An 18,959-nucleotide genomic window follows, 5' to 3' on the forward strand; every position below is an offset into this window, starting at 1 on the left:
TTGAATTTCCGATATTAATTTATTAACTATCTACTAACAACTAACAACTATCCACTAACCACTAACAACTAACCACTAACCACTAACCCCTAACCACTAACCACTAACCACTAACCCCTAACAATAATTCTTGCAGGTATCCCCACAGCTGTTGCTCCTGGTGGAACATCGCATAGAATGACAGCGTTAGCACCAATATTTGCGTTATCTCCAATAGAGACATTGCCAAAGATTTTTGCACCAGCACCAACATTCACTCGTTTACCCAACTTAGGTGCATCCAACGGATGCTCGAGGTAACGAAGCCCCAGAGTCACTCCTTGGCGAATAATACTGTCGTCACCGATAGCACAGCATCCGTGAATGACTATATCTCCCTGATGTTCAATAACGACGCGACGACCAAGTTCAACAGTGTAAGGCAACTCAATCCCATACTGATTCCGAACTTTACGATACAGCATTCCGTAAAGAACACTAAAAGGTGCTCGTAAAAGTTTGGGCTTAATCGTCATCCTCCATACACCAAAACGGTGAATTGCGACTGCTCGGAATCCGGGCTTAGTCCAATCTTTCCCGTGGGCAATCCAGTCTTCTTTTATTTGTTGCCAAAGACCAAGATCTGAAGCTTCAGATATATTGGTCTGTAGTACAGAGTTTATTTGTACACCCATCGTTCAGTCCCCACTTCAGTTTCTGTCACACTTTGTCCAGTTCGAGGATTGGAATAATAGAAGTAACTGTTAGGCTCGTGCTTCACTTTAACAGCGTTGGCAACAATTCCTAAGATGTTAGCTTCAGAACGTTCTATGAGAGATTTTGCTGCCATAGCACTTCTCGAATCAACAACACCAGGTCGAACGACTAACAAAACTCCGTCCGCCATTTTTCCTAAAACGGCGGCATCGGCTGTTCCTACTAGAGGAGGGGTATCAATTATAATGTAGTCATAAGTTTCAGAAAACGTTTGAATCAGAGAAGTCATGCGTTCTGAATCAATTAAAGCCAGAGGGTTGGGAGGTTGAACTCCTGCAGTCAGGACAGATAAATGTGTTGTAACTTCTTGTACAGCGTGAGAAAATTCATCCTGAGCTACAATAACGTTACTTAAACCTGCTGAGTTAATCAGACCCCACAGGTGGTGTTGGGATGGTTGACGCATATCTGCATCAATCAGTAAAACCCTTCGTTCTGACTGAGCTAGTACCGCCGCTAAATTTGCAGAAACTTCTGACTTGCCTTCTCCAGGAACAGAACTGGTTACTACGATGGTGCGAAGCCTTTTGTGACTGATAAACTTTAAGTTAGCCTGAAGCATTTGATATGCTTCATGAATGACAGTCCGAGGAGAAGTCGCTACAATTACGCGAGGCGAAATGCCTTCCCTCATCAAGCGATCACTTGCAGATGTAATGCTAGATTCAAAGGATGGAATTAAGCCAAGTAGGGTATAATCGAAAAACGCTTCAGCTTCTTTGGCTGTTTTTAGCGATCTGTCTATTAAGTCTATAAAAAAGGCAGCAGCAACACCAACTAGCAACCCACCAAATACGCCCGCCACGGGTAACAGTAATGTCAATTTAGACAGAGCGGGTTTTTTGGGCAGTTGAGCGGGTTGAATGATTCTCGCATTTCCAACAGTTTGCTTCTCTGCTACATGAATTTCCTGCAATCTTAATGTCAGGTTTTCGTAATTCTTTTGGGCAAGTTCCAGTCTGCGCTCTAAATCCCCGTGTCTCTTCTCCAAATTCGGCATAACTGTTAGCCTTTGCTTGTACCCATTTCTGATATCAGACAAAGACTTTATTTTTTCTTCCAAACCTTGGCGTTTTTTTTCCAAACTGGCATACTCAACAGTCATATCCTGCTTGATTTTGCCTAGCTGCAATTTACTAGTAGAAACCTTTTGTTGAGAGCCAGCCGTCTCACCGATTCGCCGTTGTAGTAGTGTACTCAGGGTGACTTCTTGCTCTTGTAAGTTAACAACAGATGGATGTTTTTCCGTGTAGCGTGCTCTTTCATTTGCCAACTTTGTTTGGACTTTTTGCAATTCAGTCAAAACATCTTGTACGCCCGGTATCTGGTTTAAGGATGTTATTTCCACTGCATCCTGTCCTGCCAATTTGAGTTGGTTAAGAACTTTCGCTTGTTGAGCACTCACTTCAGCCAGTTCAGCCTGGGCTTGGTTGATCGTGTCATCTAGCTGGGCAACATTACTAATAGCAGAACTTGCCTCCTGTTTTAGCTCGACAATCTTATTGCTTGTTTTAAATTGGCGCAGTGCTTCCGATGCTCGTTCCAACTCTGTCCGAGCATAAGGCAATTGCTTTTTTATGAATTCTCCAGCCGCAAGGACTTGCGATTGGTTCGATTTAATATTGTTGTCAACGTAAGCTGACATAACATGGTTAACAACATCTGCTGCTAATTTGGGAGCTTTTGCGGTGTAGGAAACCTTCAAAACATCTGTCCCCACAACTGGCTCTACCTTAATGTCAAGTCCTTCTGTATCCAAAGGAGTCCCGTCACCATTTTTTAATCCCAATTTGTCAATGACTTGTTGTAAAATTGGTGCAGAACTTACAACCACAGCTTGCGTGTCTGATGGGTTGCCCTCACGCATTAATGATTCTAAATGCCCTATCTTCTCCCCTGCTTTGGTGAGTGATGAAGTTCTATCTGATTGAATAAGAAGTATTCCTGTTGCTTGGTACTTGGGTTTCTGTAGGGTTGCCGCCATCCCTGCCAAGCAGACTGAAACAAGCGACACTCCGGCAATGATATGCCAGCGACGTTTTAAAACTAGCAAATATTTTTGAATATCTATTTCTTCTTGTTGATAGCCTTTTGTTTCCATGTGAACTTCCTGTCTGTAAATTCAATGCGAAATCGAAGCCGACATTCAAATAGTGATGTGAATATTTTGGTCTTCTAGCATGGGCTATCTTTACAATCGGTCAAATATAATTCTTTAATATTAGGTTAAGAGACACGATTCCAATCTTTGGCTTTCATTATTCACATCAAAATCAAGCCCTTTTTCCTTGTGTCTTTTTCTAGAAGACAGATTCAGTGTTTAAAATCAAGGTTAAAAAACCATTTTTTTCATATCCACTTGCCATGGAGCGTCTCTACAGGTAGAAAATTTCTTCTGTGTAAGAACTTGTGCTACTACGTTGGAAAAACACTGAGCGATCCCCTTTGGAGCGTCAAACTATCAGAATCGCCGATCGCAAGGCCAGTGAATCCAGTTTTGCTGTCCATAACATCTAATGTCCTCACAAAGTTGGTAAATGCAACGACTACCTACCCAGTTACTACACTTAAAACCACAACTCCAGTCACTAACCACTGCACATCTATATGTATCTGAAAACACATTTATACTTGCAAGTGCGTCTAGTTAGCTGTTGTTTTGGTTTTTAAAATACTCATTTGTTTTTGATAGGTATTGTCGAAACCCAATATAGCTTTTATCTTACGCAATTTCAAGTAGAAATAAGAAATTTTTTTAAAGAAACAATGAATTTTATTACTGATTTCCTTAAAGTAAGAAAAGTGAGAAAAGTGAGTTTTTGAGAGAATTTTAATATTATTATGATTGAAAATTCAGTCTTATCAAACATAACTTGGCTACACGATTAAAAAGTAGATAATGATAATATAGGAATCCCAAAGACTGATGAAATTTTTATAACTACGGGGTAGCTATTGCTTACGAAATCAGGCTTTCCATGGGTTTTAGCCCTATTTACTTACAGGTCAAAAGCTCAAGAGTTACCAGTACGTAAGAAAGGTGGGAAAAGTGTGTCAGTTCTATATTTGATAAAAGAAAAAAGAGTTTTTTTCTAGCTTAATAAATAATTTGTTCTGAATGAAAAAACCTTGCATCAATCAAGTACATGGATTGTATGGTACAAAACTCAACTCCTAATTTAGGATTGGGTTAGACATCTACAGGGGTAAACTGTGCATCACATACAATCCTTGCATACAATCCTTATAAAGACTAGCCGTGGCATATCTCTAGATTATTTTTTGAAGGTATCAGTTGCGAACCACTCTACAATTCCATCTGCCACTGCTTTTGCTAACTTCTTTTGCTCTTGGGAGTCAGTTACCCACTCAAATTCATTAGGGTTACTCATAAAACCCAACTCTAACAGGACTGAAGGCGCACTAAAAGGACGTGTCAATGCTAAGTTATCCCAGAACACACCATAAGAAGGTCTTCCTAACTTTTGGACTATATAATTGTGCATAAAAACAGCTAGGTTATGAGCTTGGGGATGATACCAAAAAGTTCCCACTCCCTTAGTGTTTTCAGCATCACCTTCATCTGGTAAAGAATTATAATGTACGGAGAAAGCAATGGTAGGTTCTTCTTTGTCGATCGCAGCGACTCGATCTGTTAGAGAGACTTCGCGATCGTCTTCTCGTGTCATCACCACTGTTGCTCCACGCTTCACCAACTCATCGCGCAATAATTTAGAGACAATCAAATTGACGTCTTTTTCTAAATAACCAGTCGGTCCGGCTGCACCAGACTCTTTCCCTCCATGCCCCGGATCGAGCAAAATTTTAATACCTGTTAGCGGTTTTTGCTTTTTCCCATCTCTGCTAATAGGAGGATGACGTAAAGCCAAAACAAGACTTGTACCTTCGTACCTCAACTTGTAACCCCACTGTCGCTCTGATTTGAGGCGAAAAGAGTATTGCACTCCTCCTTGTCCTCCCTGTTGAAAACTTGGTAGCTGTTGCCAATCCAAGCGAGAAATGACAGGGTCATCATCCAAACGGATGATATCAGTTTGGGCAGTGGTATGATAAAGAGTGAGAGTAAAGTTGCGATCGCTCTGCTGTACGCTTACAGGAACGGGAACTTGCAGGGGAAAAACCATTTCCGTCACACCGGAACCTTTGCGATATCCCACGCTCCGAATAATGGTACTTGGGGGAATAGCCCCGGTGAGAACCCGAGTTTCCTTACTATTAATCCAAGCGCCATAATCCAGACGCAACCAATCACCTTCTTTACCTGTGATTGTTGCTTGAGTGCCCTTTGGTAGAGGTGTCAGTCTGGAATAATCCGAACTTGGTCCCGTGCGAGCTACCCCTGAATCTACTGTTACCTCAACAACTTCCGATTGTGTAGGTGAGAGGATGGTAATTTTTCCCGTTCCAGCTTGAGTTATTGTCTTACCATCCAACGTCAATTGAAACTGAGGTTGTCCCAGATCGCCAGCCACCGCCACCGTCGTGCAGCCCGCATACTTACCCGTGTTAGTTTGAACAGATGGTTGATTTTGCCCGGTTAAAGCAGCAGAATTGGGTGGAAGTTTCGCCACTTGTTGTTGGGGTGAAAGAGGAATTGTTTGATTTCCCAGTTTGACAGAGACACTAGCATTTGGAGCAGCTATTGCGCTAAAACAGATGAGTTCCCCTGGAAGTTTAGCAATATCTACCGCAGGAGTGAGAGAATTTTTAGCAAAGGTTAGTCCTTGGGGTATATCGGGTTGAGAAGAAACTCTTGTTACCCTAATTTGGATTTCTTGCTCCTGATAGCGGATATTAAAAGTATTTTCTCCCAATTCCAAGGGAAAACTTGGAGCAAAATGACCTGCATTGCTGCGAGCGATGGGCTTACCATTGATAAAAACTTGTCCCTTGGATGGTGCTGTACCAATGAAAAATACCTTGCGGGCGCTCGTCTGGTGTAATGCTGGTGGGTAAACAATCTTCAGGGATTGCTCTTGAGCCAAAACTATATTGGAGGTAAGTATAGAACTTATTATGACTAATCCTAGTACTGATTTCACGTCAAAATAGAATAATAGTTTACAAAAGTTAGTGGTTAGTAGTTAGTGGTTAGTGGTTAGTGGTTAGTGGTTAGTAGTAATCCCTAGTTCCTAGTTCCTAGTCCCCAATCCCCAATCCCTAGTCCCCACTCCCCACTCACTATGGCACAATGACGGGATATATTTTTGGGAGTCGCAAGGCATTTGAAATCCTATGACTAAGTTTGTATTTGTTACTGGCGGGGTTGTTTCTAGCATTGGTAAAGGAATTGTAGCAGCAAGTCTGGGACGGTTGCTCAAATCTCGTGATTACTCCGTTTCCATTCTCAAGCTCGATCCGTATATTAATGTCGATCCCGGTACAATGAGTCCCTTCCAACATGGTGAGGTTTTTGTGACTCAAGATGGGGCAGAAACGGATCTGGATTTGGGACATTACGAACGTTTCACCGATACTTCCATGTCGCGCTTGAACAGCGTGACTACGGGGTCAATTTACCAAGCTGTGATTAACAAAGAGCGTCGCGGTGATTATAATGGCGGCACGGTACAGGTTATTCCTCACATTACTAATGAAATTAAAGAGCGGATTGTAAGGGTTGCTAAAGATACTAACCCTGATGTGGTGATTACAGAAATAGGAGGTACGGTAGGAGATATTGAATCATTGCCCTTTTTAGAAGCAATCCGCCAATTCCGAAAAGATGTGGGACGGCATAACGTGCTGTATATGCACGTGACGCTCATGCCGTGGATTGCTTCAGCAGGTGAAATGAAAACTAAACCCACGCAGCACTCGGTAAAAGAACTCAGATCGATTGGGATTCAACCCGACATCTTAATTTGTCGGTGCGATCGCCCAGTCCCGGCATCATTAAAACACAAATTATCAGAATTTTGTGATGTCCCCGTAGAATGCGTGATTACGTCTCAAGATGCCAAAAGTATTTATGAAGTACCGCTGATTCTAGAAAAAGAAGGGTTGGCGCAGCAAACTTTAGAGTTGCTGAATATGGAGCAACGGACACCGAATTTGTTACAGTGGCAGACGTTAGTACAGAAAATGCACAGCCCCACACATCGAATAGAAATTGCGATCGTAGGTAAGTACGTGCAACTAAGCGATGCCTATCTTTCTGTAGTAGAAGCACTGCGCCATGCAGCAATAGCAATCAGTAGCGAACTGCACCTACGTTGGGTGAACTCAGAAAAATTAGAAACCGAGGGATATGAAAACTGTTTGGAAGGTGTAGATGGCATAGTTGTACCTGGTGGCTTCGGTGTCCGAGGAGTGGATGGCAAGATAGCAGCCATAAAATATGCCCGTCAGTCTCAAATTCCCTTCCTGGGTTTGTGCTTGGGAATGCAATGTTCTGTCATTGAATGGGCAAGAGATGTTGCGGGATTAAAAGATGCCAACAGTGCTGAATTTGACCCCCATACTGATAACCCAGTCATTAACTTGTTACCAGAACAGCAAGATGTCATTGATTTAGGCGGAACAATGCGTTTGGGTTTGTATCCCTGTCGCCTACTGCCAAATTCCCTAGCTTACAAGCTTTATGAAGAAGAAGTCATTTACGAACGTCACAGACATCGCTATGAGTTCAACAATGCTTACCGCAATTTGTTTGTAGACACAGGCTATGTTATCAGTGGAACATCTCCTGATGGGCGTCTTGTAGAGATTATTGAATTACCCAAACACCCCTTCTTTATTGCTTGCCAATTTCATCCTGAGTTTCAATCGAGTCCTAGTGTACCTCATCCTTTGTTCAAAGGTTTTATCCAAGCTGCCGTCACACGATACAACGTAGCTTTTGATACACAAAAACCTGTGGAAGTGGTTAGTGGTTAGTAGTTAGTGGTTAGTGGTTAGTGGTTAGTAGCGGCTAATAACAACCAACAACCAACAACTAACAACTAACCACCAACTACTAACAAACAAAAATAGAATGAGGAACTTGTGTGGCGTACTGGGTAAAAATTTACTATGAAAGAAATGAATACGTAGTCAATTTTGAGCAAGTGACTGCTTTTTGCCATGAACGTAACGGCAGGATTACCTTCTGGCTACCCGATTGCGCCATTCCAATCATTGTCAACCCTCAAAGTAACTTAGAAGATTATCAAAAAATTCTGAACTATATAGAATATGTATCTGGAGTGGGATTTAACAGAGGTTATTGGGTAAAAATCCTTTATGAACGAAATGAGTACATAGTTAACCTAGACAAAATCAGTTCTTTTTGTAAAGAACCAAATGGTAGAATAACCTTTTGGTTACCACATAGTACGATCCCGATTATCATCCACCCCGTCAGCAATCCAGAGTCTTATGAGATTGTGGTGGAATATATTCAAAAGACAACGGGTTATTTATGGGAAGTGAAGGGGTAAATAGGGGGTAGGGAGTAGAGGTGAAGGCTGATGGGAACGAGCGGTGAAGGCAAGGTATTCCTAGTACCCAATCTCCAATCTCGAAAACGCCAACTTCGCCGCACCCACCATTCCAGCTGTATTACCCAATTCTGCTGGCAATATATGCAGCCCAACACGTGAAGCAGGAACTACTCGGCGCTCAATTTCAGCATGGACTGATGGTAGGAAAAATTCGGCACAGGCGCTGGCTCCACCACCAATCACAACCGCTTCTGGTGTCAGCACGTAAATCAGAGTTGCCAATCCTGCCGCCAGTTGCTTACCATATTCTTGCCAAAATATCAAGGCTTCAGGATTTCCAGCTTTTGCCAAAGCACTTAATTCGGCTGGTTCCTTTCCCGTGCGGCGGCGAATAGCAGTTACCGAAACATACTGCTCTAAAGATCCTTGATTTCCACTGTTACACACAGGACCGTCTGGGATAAGGGTAATTAATCCCAGTTCACCTGCGGCTCCGTAATGCCCAGCAAACAATTTACCATCCAGGATAATTGCTCCACCTACCCCAGTGCCTAGTGTTAGCAGAATAAAATTTTTAAAACGACGCCCCGCACCCAGCCAAGCTTCACCCAAACCAGCACAATTGGCATCGTTTTCCACAATAGTTGGTTTGCCTGTTTTTGCTTCCAACCAATCAGCTAAAGGAACATCGCGCCACTCCGGTAAGTTGATAGCGATTTTGGCAATGCGTCCGGCTGCATCTGATGGTCCCGGAGTTCCAATTCCTATGGCGGTTGCTTGTTGTTCTGGATCGATTTGGGCGATCGCATCGACTATAGCTGTGACAACTGGTAATGGTGTTGCAGGTTGAGGCGTTGCTACAGTTAGCGATCGCAAACAAGAACCATCACAAGCGAAACGCCCCAGTTTGATTGCGGTTCCCCCCAAGTCAATACCAATTACTTGAGAATTTTCCACCTTATAAATCCTTATACAAAGCAGTTACCGGGCACATTGGCAGAAAGCAACCCTCGATCACCCATGACTACCATCGTCAAAAAATTCGGTATCCTCATTTTTCTCACGAGTTGCGGGGCGAAAGGTAGTTACATTCAGAGAATGAACACTAGGTCGGCTTTCCAATGATAATACCGGACTACCGTGTAAGATGCCAGCAAGGGCAACAGAAAGCATAAAACCACCAGCAGCAGCTGCCATTAAAGATAAGTTATCTTTCATACAAAGATTTCAGTAATTAAGAGAACAAATAATTAGGTTATATCATTTTAGATTTTAGATCTGTGGATTTTGGATTGGGAAACCCTTGCCAAGACTCAATTTCATTCAACTGTCTCCTTGGACTGTTGCCCAAACTACATTAACATCAATTCCCCAATACTCATGTACTAACATATCTCGCATACCAGCAACCGCTTTCCAAGGAACTTGAGAGTATTGGCTGCGAATGCTATCAGGAATTTGCTAGACTATAGATACCCACAGGCAATTGCCCACGACAAAAGAGTAAAAATGCCTGTTTCCCAATCCCTTGTCCCCAATCGCTAGTCGCTATTTTCAAGATAGCTTAACAAAAATCGGCTCTACTGCCGAATCTGTTTTCGCAAACGGGGATTGACAAAATCGTTTAAACCTTCTCCTAGGAGCGATAGCCCTACAACCATTAACGTCATAGCTAACCCAGGGAAAAGAGCAGTCCACCAAATACCTGTGGGTAGTGCGTCCAATGCTCTTTTTAAATCTTGTCCCCATTCTGGTGCTCCAGGAGGTAGCCCTAACCCTAAAAAGCCCAAGCCTCCCAAAGTCAAAATGGCATCAGCAGCATTTAGGGTAAAGAGAACGGGTACGCTTTGAATAACGTTGAAAAATAGATACCGGGAAAGAACTTGCCATGTATCCGCGCCCATGGCTTGTGCTGCTTCAATGAAGACTTCTGTTTTTACACTGACAGTGTGATTGCGGACAACACGGTAATATTGAGGTATATAAGCAATACTGATAGCGATCGCAGCATTGAGTATTCCAGTTCCTACAACAAATGCCAGAGTCACTGAAAGCAACAATCCTGGTAGAGTATAGATACTATCCATAAGGAACAGCAAAGCTTTATCCAATCGACCGCCTGTGTAACCACTAACCATCCCCAAAGGAACACCAATAACCATGCTTAATGCTGTTGCTAGCACCACAACTTGCAAAGCGGCTTGAGCGCCATACAGAGTTCGAGAAAACACATCATAGGATTGACGGCTTGTACCAAACCAATGTTCGAGGGAAGGTGGTTGCTGAAGGGGATTGTTTATAGTGGCAGTGGGACCTTGAAGCCATCCCAAGCCTTGAAAGACAGGAGCGAAGATAGCGATAAAGATGAAAAAGAGAGTAATTCCCAGTCCAATCCCCATAAGTTGCTGAGATAGGTGAGGATTCTTGGCAAAACGGAAAAATCTTGGTTTAGGAGTTTTTGTAACGGTCATTATATATAAAGCTGAGGTTAATAACTTCTGAATACAAATCCCCATTTTACATATCGGGGAGCTTTATGCAATGGTACAAAAACACAAATTCATTTAAGATGATGACCTCTAAGATGTGGTACGGGCGAGACGCCCGTACTACAAGATAATAAAGTGCTCTGTTTGTCAGATCTCGATTCGGTGACTCCGCCGAGAAATACTTTCTAATAATCTATTTGCCTCAGCTGGTGATTGACATCTCAGCTAAAATCTTTAATAAGAGTCGCAAACTCTGTGAATCTAGAGATGGAAAAATGGCTAAAGATATTTTCCACCAACAAGCAAAAAATGCTTTAATCAAGGATGGGTGGATAATCACTGATGACCCTTTAACTATTCGTATCAGTGAGGCAGTTAAAGTCCAAATAGATTTAGCTGCTAGTAATGCTATTGCAGCAGAACGTGAAGCAGAAAAAATAGCAGTTGAAATCAAAAGTTTTATTGCTGACTCGGATATAAGTGAATTTCATACGGCACTTGGTCAGTATATCAACTACTCTCAGGCTCTTGAAGAACAACAACCAGAAAGAATTTTATATTTAGCCGTTCCTAACGAAACTTATCAAGATTTTTTTCAACTTCCGTTTATTCAACGTGCGCTTCGACGTTCTCAAGTAAAATTAATAATATACGATCCAACACAGGAGGAAATACTGCAATGGACAAAATAGAAAAGTATCGACAACTAATTCAACAAATTTTAAGCGAGCATGCACAAACTAGCTCTAATACCGATACGGTAAAACCAGAAATCATTATAGATTCTAAAAATGACCATTATCAATTGACTTATGTTGGGTGGGAAGGAGATAAACGGGTTTTTGGCCCCGTCTTACATTTTGATATTATTAAAGGAAAAATTTGGATTCAATATAATGGTACGGAAGAAGCGATCGCCGAAAGGTTAGTTAAATCGGGCGTGCCTCACTCAGATATTGTTATTGGCTTTCATTCTCCTTTTAAACGCCAATTTACCTCTTATGCGGTTGAGTGAGCAATTACTCTAGACGACGAGAGAGAAAATAAGTTAATGTTACTATTTATAAAAAAAACGGGCGTCTCGCCCGTTCCACAAGAAAAAGCCATACAAATTTGAAAAAAGTATGCTATGGATAATTGGATGTAATTCAGCCAAGCAAGACTCTTTTAATCCAAAATCCAAAATTATAAGTTGCTAGCAATTAATTGACGATACTCACTTTTTTGCTTGACGCCTTTGAGTTCTTTCAATAACTCTTTATTCTTGAAGAACTGAATTGTTGGGGTTCCAGTAACACCTGCATTTTCGGCTATGTCTCTGTCTTTATCAATATCGATTTCAACAAAGTGAATTTTGCCGTCAAATTCATCGACAACTTTGTTGAGAATTGGCTTGAGGGTGTGACAAGGACCGCAACCCGGAGCAACATATTTGACAATCAGAAGGCGATCGCTATCATGGAAAAGTTTGCGTAAGGCATAACCTCCCTCATGGCGAGTTCTCTCAATATTAAATTCGCTAGCTTGCTGCTCTTCTGTTTTCCTAGCAGGATGTTCTAACTCATTATTTGGAGTTTCCGGTTTTTGATGGAATTCCTGAATCAATCCGTTAGAAGACAACCAGCGTTCTGCCAACATTGCTGCTGTACAACCACTACCTGCAGCAGTAATTGCTTGACGGTACTCGTGATCTTGTACGTCACCTGCAGCGAAAACACCTTCTACACTGGTTTCTGGAGAATTGGGTTTGGTGAGAATGTACCCGATTTCATCAAGTTCCAGTTGTTCCTTAAATAAAGAGGTATTGGGCTTGTGACCGATGGCGTAAAATAACCCCTTAACGTGCAGTTCGCTTTCTCCACCTGTTTTGGTGTTACGGATTTTGACACCTTCCATGTGGTTCTCGTTACCAAAAATATCTACAGGTTCCGTGTTCCAGTGAACGACAATTTTGGAGTTACTTAAAACGCGGTCTTGCATGGCTTTAGAAGCCCGCATCTTGTCAGAACGTACTAGCAAATTCACTTTAGAGCCGTACTTGGTGAGGTAAATTGCTTCTTCTGCAGCCGAGTCACCGCCACCAACCACAGCCAATTCTGCACCATGGAAAATGGGTGTAGCACCGTCGCAGATTGCACAAGCAGAAATACCCCGGCTCCAAAACTCGTGTTCGAGGGGTAGCCCCAGCCGTTTTGCAGTTGCGCCAGTGGCGATAATAACACTATGGGTTTTAAATTCTCTTTCTTCAGAGCGGACTGTAAAAGGACGCTGGCTGAAATCAACTTCAATAACATCTTCAGTATATAACTCAGCTCCCCAGCGTTCCGCTTGAGCTTTCATTCGATCCATGAGTTCCGGTCCGGTAATACCTTCGGGAAATCCAGGAAAGTTTTCCACTTCAGTTGTTGTCATCAACTGACCTCCAGGCAATCCCCCAGCTTGGAAACCCTCAAAGACAACAGGTTTGAGGTTAGCTCGTCCGGCGTAGATAGCAGCCGTGTAACCAGCCGGACCAGAACCGATAATCACTACGTTTTCTACTGTCGGGTTGGTCATGATTTTTTAAATGAACTCATAACGACTATGACTTAATATAGCATAGCAGACTGTAGTGGTGGGAAAAGTGAAAGTCAATATTTTTTCAGGGATGCCTTGCAAGGTGGGAGAGAGTTTTGTTAAGAGCGATCGTTGTTTTTGTGTTAGAAATCCAAAAAATTGGGAACACTCATGGAATATACCCCTCTCCCATACCCCTAGCTTAGGAGAAAATATTGAATGGCAAGTCAATCATCTGAATTACTAGAAAAAATCCGTCAGCAATATGAAAGTACACCCTATCCGAGAATTCCTGTAGATAAATGTCCCAAGGATAACCCTAATTCACTTTACATTCATAATTTGGTAACACCCTACTACTTAAGAAACCAAAAAGTTATAGAGACCAAAGGAAAAGTCATTTTAGATGCCGGATGTGGCTCTGGTTACAAATCGCTAGTCTTGGCACAAGCAAATCCCGGAGCTAAAGTTGTTGGAATTGATATCTCAACAGAATCTGTTCAATTGGCACGGCAACGTTTAGATTATCATGGATGCGATAATGCAGAATTTTATGTTTTATCAGTAGAGGATTTACCAAAGTTAAATTATCGATTTGATTATATCAATTGTGATGAGCTACTCTCTCTTTGTCCAAACTTGACAGTTGCTTTACAAGCAATGAAAGCGGTTTTACAACTAGAGGGAATTATTCGCAGTAACTTGCACAGTTCAGTGCAACGATTTCATTTTTTCCGCGCGCAGCAAGTCTTCAAAATGATGGGATTAATGGATGGAAATCCTGAAAAATTTGAGATAGAAGCTGTTAGAGAAACAATGATAGCTTTAAAAGATAATGTCCGCCTCAAAGCTACCACTTGGAATTCTATCTATGAAGGACAGGATAATAACGAAACTATTTTAATGAATTATCTACTCCAAGGAGATAAAGGTTACACGATCGCTGATATGTTTGCTGCTCTGAGAACAGCAGATCTAGAGTTTATCAGTATGGTGAACTGGCGACAGTGGAACTTGATGAATTTGTTCAAAGAACCAGATGACTTGCCTGCTATTTTAGCAATGAGCTTACCAGAAGCTTCTGTAGAGCAACAACTACAGCTATTTGAACTTTTACATCCCATTCATCGATTACTTGATTTTTGGTGTGGTCATCCAGAAGAAGGCAAGTCTTTTGTTCCGGTCACGGAATGGACAATTTCTGACTGGGAGGAAGTGCGGGTTCACCTGCATCCTCAACTTATAACCGAGAAGTTTAAACAAGACCTCATAGCTTGCGTTACAGAAATGAAAGTATTTGCTATGAGCGAACATTTATCTCTAACTAAAGGGACTATCAGTATCGACAGCTCAATGGCACTTTTCTTTATTCCTCTGTTAAATGCACCTCAAACAATGATGTCGTTGGTGGAATTTTGGCAGAAAGTTAGACCCCTGCATCCAGTGACCTTAGAGCCAATCAATACGCACGAAGTCTTTCTGACACTGCAAAAACTACTTATCAGGTTGGAAAGCCATGGTTATGTGCTGTTAGAGCGCAGACCTTAAGGAGACAAGAAGCCTCCGATCACCTCATTTCCTCATCCCCCACTTCTTTGCTTTGTCCAAGAAAAAAATTTTCATCAAGAGTGATATGGAACTGAAATGAAGTGGGTAAGTTACATTTAGAACTCAGCAATCGAACTTCCCTATTCAAAGGAGACCCCCTATGCTTAAGCCAGAACTGCAAGTCAAATTCCTGCATCACTTAAATCGCAAGAAGAAAGATGAAGGTTTTACCCTTATTGAACTATTAGTAGTTGTCATTATTATCGGTGTGTTAGCGGCTATTGCTTTGCCTTCATTGCTCAATCAAGTTAGTAAAGCCAGACAGTCGGAAGCTAAACAAAACATTGGTGCTATTAACCGAGCACAGCAAGCATATTATTTGGAAAACGCCAATAGATTCGGGAGCAGTATTGTAGATTTGGCTATTGGTCTCAAAACTGCAAGTGATAATTTTTCATACTTAATTGACGACGGCTCCACTGATAATTATGCAAAAGCAGCTGTCAATATAGCAGCAGCACGAGCAGCTAAACTCAAGTCTTACGCTGGCATAGTTTACACAGTAGACCAAACTGTAGGTAATATAACTGAATCACTAACCCAAGCAAGCTTGTGTGAAGCTAAAAACGCATACAACCCAGCCGCAAGTGTGGCTGTTGGTACTCCTGAAGCGGTAACGGCTGCTGCTATTGCTACTGGTAATTGTAATACCATGACTCCCGGAATGAAAGAAGTCAATTAGTTCAGTGACTGATTGTACCCAGTAGCATTTAGTTGGGCATCAGCTTTCTTCCTAGAGTGGGTAGCTTCTACTACTCACTCACTTTTCTTATTATACCAAGTTGTGTTGTTTTTTCATGACTACTCTGTTGGTATGAACTGCAAGTCACTTTTTGAGACTATATGACTTTTGATTCTTTATTAATAAATTCTACTGATTGGCAGCAACAAGCCTATAAAAGTCTTATTCAAGAAGATTATTATAAAGCTGTTAGCTTTTACGAGCAGGCAATTGCTGTAGAACCAGAACGGAAGTCCCACTACTGGTATTTAGGGCTGGTGTTGCTCTTACAAGGGCAAATGGAGGAAGCTCAAGCAACTTGGCTCATGGCAATGATAGACGGTGAGCCAGAACAAGTTGATGAATGGAATGAGGAACTTATACAGGTGCTGCAAGCTGAAGCACAAAGGCGTTCAGCACGAGCAGACTATTTCACAGCTTTAGCAATTAGAGAGCAGATACGGTGTGCTCAACCAGCAGCTTTAGACAATTTGTTACATCTCATTCAACTTGCTATCCAATTGGAAACATTTACAGGGGATGAGCTACATACTCTGGAAGTGATTGAACTGCTACGCACTGAGCAATCTTTATCTGTTGATGCCAAGTGGTTGCTGCAAGTACTAGAGGATGTTATTGATTCTGCCCCACTCCACCCTTCTACGCAAGAATTTGCGGAAGTTTGTTTAGTTCATGTTCAGCATTTGCCCAACGCTTTAGGGGTACTGCTCTTAGCCGCGATTAAAATTGCTGCTACGTTACAGCAAGGGAAAGTAGCAGTACGGTTAGCAGAGTTGTGCCTGCGTATAAACAGTTCTCATACAGAATTATTGCGTCATCTATCTAGTTTGTATCAAAATATCGGCGATTACGACCAAGGCATAGAGATGGCAAGGCGATGCTATGCCCTCTCAAAGACACTGGCAGACGAAGTTTTTGCAAATCATTTGGTACTACGTGGATTGATGCATGCTGGTGGACGCTGGGAAGAAGCGTCTTTGGTATTGCAGAAACAACAATCCTTGCTAGCAACACTGTTAGAAGAACAACCCACCGATTTGAGCCAAACAACGGTTGTACGTCTGTTTGGCTCAAGTTATTTTTTCCCTTACTTCCGGGATCGACCGCAAGAAAATAGAAAAATTTACAATCAGGTTGCTCAGTTGTGCCAGACTAATATTGAAAATTATGCAAAAGAACACATAGAGCGATATTACCAGCGCTCAAAAGTAAGTTCCAATGTTGGGAAATCTACCAAATCATTAAAAATTGGTTATATTTCTCAATGCATGAGAAGGCATTCAGTGGGCTGGCTGGCAAGATGGTTGTTTCAACATCACGATCGCGATCGCTTTCAAATTCACGGTTATTTTGTTGCTGCTAATGCCTATCAAATTGGCTCTAATCAAAGAGAAGATAGCTTGCATGAATGGTACATTAATCAAGTTGACAAAGCCAATTTACTAGGAATAGATACTTTAGAAATTGCTGAAAAAATTTATCAAGATGAAATCGATATTTTGGTAGATCTTGATAGCTTAACGCTCAATATCACTTGTGAGGTTATGGCGCTCAAACCAGCTTCGGTGCAGGTAAGTTGGCTTGGTTGGGATGCATCGGGTGTACCTACAATTGATTACTATATTGCCGATCCTTATGTTTTACCAGACGCAGCTAAGCAGTACTATAGTGAGAAAATTTGGCGCTTACCCAAAACTTACATTGCCGTAGATGGTTTTGAAGTAGGAGTACCTACTTTACGCCGTGATGACTTAGATATTCCTTGCGATGCAGTAATCTATCTCAGTTCTCAGGGAGGATACAAGCGCCATCCTGAAACAGCACGCTGGCAAATGCGGATTTTGAAAGCGGTACCAAACAGTTACTTCCTAATTAAAGGTTCTGCCGATCAAAAGTCAATGAAAAGTTTTTTTGAGCAAATAGCTGAGGAAGAAGGCGTTGATTTCTCAAGGCTGCGATTTTTACCAGATGTTGCGACAGAAGCTGTCCATCGTGCCAACTTGGGTATTGCCGATGTGGTATTAGATACTTATCCATACAATGGAGCCACAACCACTATGGAAACTTTGTGGATGGGAATTCCTTTGGTGACGCGAGTAGGAGAGCAATTTGCTGCTCGTAACAGCTACACCATGATGATGAATGCAGGAATTACAGAAGGCATTGCCTGGACTGACGAAGATTATGTAGAATGGGGTAGACGGTTGGGAAAAGATGAAGTTTTGCGGCAGAAAATTGCTAGTAAGCTGAAAGCATCAAGACAAACAGCGCCTCTGTGGAACGCCAAACAGTTTACTCGTGAGATGGAGAAGGCTTACGAGCAAATGTGGCAAAAGTATGTGGAAGGAGGGGGTTAGGGGTTAGGGAAGAGGACTTTTCATCGGAAGTGATAGACTAGGATAAAAATAGAAATAGGATAAATACCCTAATCTCAATTACAGCAGATTTCAACTTGATGAGGAACAAAAATTACCCCCCTCTGTCCCTCCTTGCTAAGGGGGGATGAAAGGGGGGTGTACCTCATTCAGATGCAAAGCGCTGTAACTCTAGAAAAGTTTTGAAGGTAAATTTTATGACTACTAATTTAATCAAAAATATCCCCGATCGCTTATCCAAAGTAAATTATTCCGTATTAGTCGAAGCAAAAGAAGGTGGTTATCAAGCAACAGTTTGGGGTTTACCAGACTGTCAAGTATTTGCAGCTACAAGAGAAAATGCACTTTTACATTTACATGAACTTGTAATTGCTCGTTTGCAAAATGTAGAAATAATTACCCAAGAAATTGAAGTGCCAAAATCCGAACATCCTTGGATGAAATTTGCTGGAATGTATCAAGATAATCCTCTTTTTAATGAGGTAGTATCAAATATCGAAGCTTACCGCCGCGAACTTGATACAGAAATGGATACAGAGGATGAAATTTAATGAGTTTGTGGATACTAGATACAGATACTCTTACACTTTTTCAAAACCAGCATTCTGTTGTGAAACAGCGTTTAAATAATGTAAAAACAGAAGCAATTGCTATAACGGTGATTACAGTTGAAGAACAAATGCGTGGTTGGTTGGACGCTATACGACAATCTTCGGAAGCCCAAAGATTAAAATGGGGCTACTTAGGATTGCGACAAGGAGTAGAGTTTTTTAACAATATTAGAATACTGGATTTTGATGAAAAAGCTATTAAGTGTTATATAGAACTAAAGGGGCAAAAAATTCGTATTGGTACGCAAGATTTACGCATTGCAGCCATTGCAATTTCTCACAATGCCATTTTGGTAACGCGCAATCAGCGAGATTTTTCCCGCGTACCTAGGTTGCAGTTTGAAGATTGGACGGTAGAGAATTAGTGCGTTTAAAGA

17 protein-coding genes are annotated in these 18,959 nt (G+C 41.7%); 9 read left to right on the forward strand and 8 right to left on the reverse strand.

Annotated features, from left to right (window positions below):
* Nucleotides 1–110 precede the first annotated feature (110 nt).
* The 3 genes from F7734_RS33565 to F7734_RS33575 all read right to left on the reverse strand — a co-directional run bounded on the left by F7734_RS33565 (nucleotide 111) and on the right by F7734_RS33575 (nucleotide 5,819).
* On the reverse strand, nucleotides 111–674 hold the full coding sequence (locus F7734_RS33565; RefSeq protein WP_155748865.1) for a serine acetyltransferase: 564 nt from the start codon (nucleotides 672–674) through the stop codon (nucleotides 111–113).
* Complete coding sequence (locus tag F7734_RS33570; RefSeq protein ID WP_155748866.1) at nucleotides 659–2,857, reverse strand: polysaccharide biosynthesis tyrosine autokinase; 2,199 nt, start codon at nucleotides 2,855–2,857, stop codon at nucleotides 659–661. Before F7734_RS33570 ends, F7734_RS33565 begins: the two co-directional genes overlap by 16 nt.
* Before the next feature lie 1,174 nt (nucleotides 2,858–4,031).
* Nucleotides 4,032–5,819: an N-acetylmuramoyl-L-alanine amidase gene (locus F7734_RS33575; protein ID WP_166482307.1), complete on the reverse strand. Its 1,788-nt coding sequence runs from the start codon at nucleotides 5,817–5,819 to the stop codon at nucleotides 4,032–4,034.
* Nucleotides 5,820–6,012: 193 nt separating this feature from the next.
* Here F7734_RS33575 and F7734_RS33580 point away from each other — a divergent pair, with 193 nt between their 5' ends.
* Nucleotides 6,013–7,656 carry a CTP synthase gene (locus F7734_RS33580; RefSeq protein WP_155748868.1) on the forward strand — a complete coding sequence of 548 codons (1,644 nt, stop codon included), beginning with the start codon at nucleotides 6,013–6,015 and terminating at the stop codon, nucleotides 7,654–7,656.
* Between the two features lie 110 nt (nucleotides 7,657–7,766).
* On the forward strand, nucleotides 7,767–8,198 hold the full coding sequence (locus F7734_RS33585) for a hypothetical protein (RefSeq protein ID WP_166482308.1): 432 nt from the start codon (nucleotides 7,767–7,769) through the stop codon (nucleotides 8,196–8,198).
* Between the two features lie 60 nt (nucleotides 8,199–8,258).
* On the opposite strand, the gene F7734_RS33590 is transcribed toward F7734_RS33585, so the two are convergent.
* The 4 genes from F7734_RS33590 to F7734_RS33605 form a co-directional block, all read right to left on the reverse strand.
* Nucleotides 8,259–9,158 (reverse strand): ROK family protein, encoded by a 900-nt coding sequence (locus F7734_RS33590; protein ID WP_166482309.1) that lies wholly within the window; start codon nucleotides 9,156–9,158, stop codon nucleotides 8,259–8,261.
* 57 nt (nucleotides 9,159–9,215) lie between these two features.
* Nucleotides 9,216–9,419: a hypothetical protein gene (locus tag F7734_RS33595; protein WP_155748870.1), complete on the reverse strand. Its 204-nt coding sequence runs from the start codon at nucleotides 9,417–9,419 to the stop codon at nucleotides 9,216–9,218.
* Between the two features lie 105 nt (nucleotides 9,420–9,524).
* A complete protein-coding gene (locus F7734_RS64125; protein WP_166482315.1) occupies nucleotides 9,525–9,659 on the reverse strand; it encodes a DUF86 domain-containing protein in 135 nt (44 codons plus the stop codon).
* 122 nt (nucleotides 9,660–9,781) lie between these two features.
* Nucleotides 9,782–10,672, reverse strand: coding sequence for an ABC transporter permease (locus F7734_RS33605; protein ID WP_155748871.1), 891 nt, complete (start codon nucleotides 10,670–10,672; stop codon nucleotides 9,782–9,784).
* A gap of 293 nt (nucleotides 10,673–10,965) precedes the next feature.
* Between F7734_RS33605 and F7734_RS33610 the strand changes: the two genes are divergently transcribed.
* Together F7734_RS33610 and F7734_RS33615 are read left to right on the forward strand one after the other, a co-directional pair.
* Nucleotides 10,966–11,382, forward strand: a complete 417-nt coding sequence (locus tag F7734_RS33610; protein ID WP_155748872.1) for a XisH family protein — start codon at nucleotides 10,966–10,968, stop codon at nucleotides 11,380–11,382.
* Nucleotides 11,370–11,705, forward strand: coding sequence for a XisI protein (locus tag F7734_RS33615; protein ID WP_155748873.1), 336 nt, complete (start codon nucleotides 11,370–11,372; stop codon nucleotides 11,703–11,705). Before F7734_RS33610 ends, F7734_RS33615 begins: the two co-directional genes overlap by 13 nt.
* A gap of 170 nt (nucleotides 11,706–11,875) precedes the next feature.
* On the opposite strand, the gene trxB is transcribed toward F7734_RS33615, so the two are convergent.
* Entirely contained in the window at nucleotides 11,876–13,246 is a 1,371-nt protein-coding gene (trxB, locus tag F7734_RS33620) for a thioredoxin-disulfide reductase (protein ID WP_155748874.1), read from the reverse strand.
* A gap of 219 nt (nucleotides 13,247–13,465) precedes the next feature.
* Here trxB and F7734_RS33625 point away from each other — a divergent pair, with 219 nt between their 5' ends.
* From F7734_RS33625 to F7734_RS33645, 5 genes are all read left to right on the forward strand, one after another.
* Complete coding sequence (locus tag F7734_RS33625) at nucleotides 13,466–14,794, forward strand: class I SAM-dependent methyltransferase (protein WP_155748875.1); 1,329 nt, start codon at nucleotides 13,466–13,468, stop codon at nucleotides 14,792–14,794.
* Nucleotides 14,795–14,954: 160 nt separating this feature from the next.
* The gene (locus tag F7734_RS33630; protein WP_155748876.1) at nucleotides 14,955–15,536 is read left to right on the forward strand and encodes a type IV pilin-like G/H family protein; all 582 of its coding nucleotides are present in this window, start codon (nucleotides 14,955–14,957) and stop codon (nucleotides 15,534–15,536) included.
* Between the two features lie 161 nt (nucleotides 15,537–15,697).
* Nucleotides 15,698–17,953: an O-linked N-acetylglucosamine transferase, SPINDLY family protein gene (locus F7734_RS33635; protein ID WP_155748877.1), complete on the forward strand. Its 2,256-nt coding sequence runs from the start codon at nucleotides 15,698–15,700 to the stop codon at nucleotides 17,951–17,953.
* A gap of 215 nt (nucleotides 17,954–18,168) precedes the next feature.
* Nucleotides 18,169–18,522: a type II toxin-antitoxin system HicB family antitoxin gene (locus tag F7734_RS33640; protein ID WP_155748878.1), complete on the forward strand. Its 354-nt coding sequence runs from the start codon at nucleotides 18,169–18,171 to the stop codon at nucleotides 18,520–18,522.
* Nucleotides 18,522–18,947 (forward strand): type II toxin-antitoxin system VapC family toxin, encoded by a 426-nt coding sequence (locus F7734_RS33645; RefSeq protein WP_155748879.1) that lies wholly within the window; start codon nucleotides 18,522–18,524, stop codon nucleotides 18,945–18,947. Before F7734_RS33640 ends, F7734_RS33645 begins: the two co-directional genes overlap by 1 nt.
* The last annotated feature ends 12 nt before the right edge of the window (nucleotides 18,948–18,959 follow it).

The sequence above is a fragment of the Scytonema sp. UIC 10036 genome, from assembly GCF_009725235.1.

What these genes read in the sequence shown, in the direction of transcription:
- F7734_RS33610 (WP_155748872.1), top strand. Translation starts at nt 10,966, where the DNA reads ATGGCTAAAGATATTTTCCACCAACAAGCAAAAAATGCTTTAATCAAG.
- F7734_RS33565 (WP_155748865.1), bottom strand. Translation starts at nt 674, where the DNA reads ATGGGTGTACAAATAAACTCTGTACTACAGACCAATATATCTGAAGCT.
- trxB (WP_155748874.1), bottom strand. Translation starts at nt 13,246, where the DNA reads ATGACCAACCCGACAGTAGAAAACGTAGTGATTATCGGTTCTGGTCCG.
- F7734_RS33595 (WP_155748870.1), bottom strand. Translation starts at nt 9,419, where the DNA reads ATGAAAGATAACTTATCTTTAATGGCAGCTGCTGCTGGTGGTTTTATG.
- F7734_RS33640 (WP_155748878.1), top strand. Translation starts at nt 18,169, where the DNA reads ATGACTACTAATTTAATCAAAAATATCCCCGATCGCTTATCCAAAGTA.
- F7734_RS33615 (WP_155748873.1), top strand. Translation starts at nt 11,370, where the DNA reads ATGGACAAAATAGAAAAGTATCGACAACTAATTCAACAAATTTTAAGC.
- F7734_RS33645 (WP_155748879.1), top strand. Translation starts at nt 18,522, where the DNA reads ATGAGTTTGTGGATACTAGATACAGATACTCTTACACTTTTTCAAAAC.
- F7734_RS33605 (WP_155748871.1), bottom strand. Translation starts at nt 10,672, where the DNA reads ATGACCGTTACAAAAACTCCTAAACCAAGATTTTTCCGTTTTGCCAAG.
- F7734_RS33625 (WP_155748875.1), top strand. Translation starts at nt 13,466, where the DNA reads ATGGCAAGTCAATCATCTGAATTACTAGAAAAAATCCGTCAGCAATAT.
- F7734_RS33580 (WP_155748868.1), top strand. Translation starts at nt 6,013, where the DNA reads ATGACTAAGTTTGTATTTGTTACTGGCGGGGTTGTTTCTAGCATTGGT.
- F7734_RS33570 (WP_155748866.1), bottom strand. Translation starts at nt 2,857, where the DNA reads ATGGAAACAAAAGGCTATCAACAAGAAGAAATAGATATTCAAAAATAT.
- F7734_RS33635 (WP_155748877.1), top strand. Translation starts at nt 15,698, where the DNA reads ATGACTTTTGATTCTTTATTAATAAATTCTACTGATTGGCAGCAACAA.
- F7734_RS33630 (WP_155748876.1), top strand. Translation starts at nt 14,955, where the DNA reads ATGCTTAAGCCAGAACTGCAAGTCAAATTCCTGCATCACTTAAATCGC.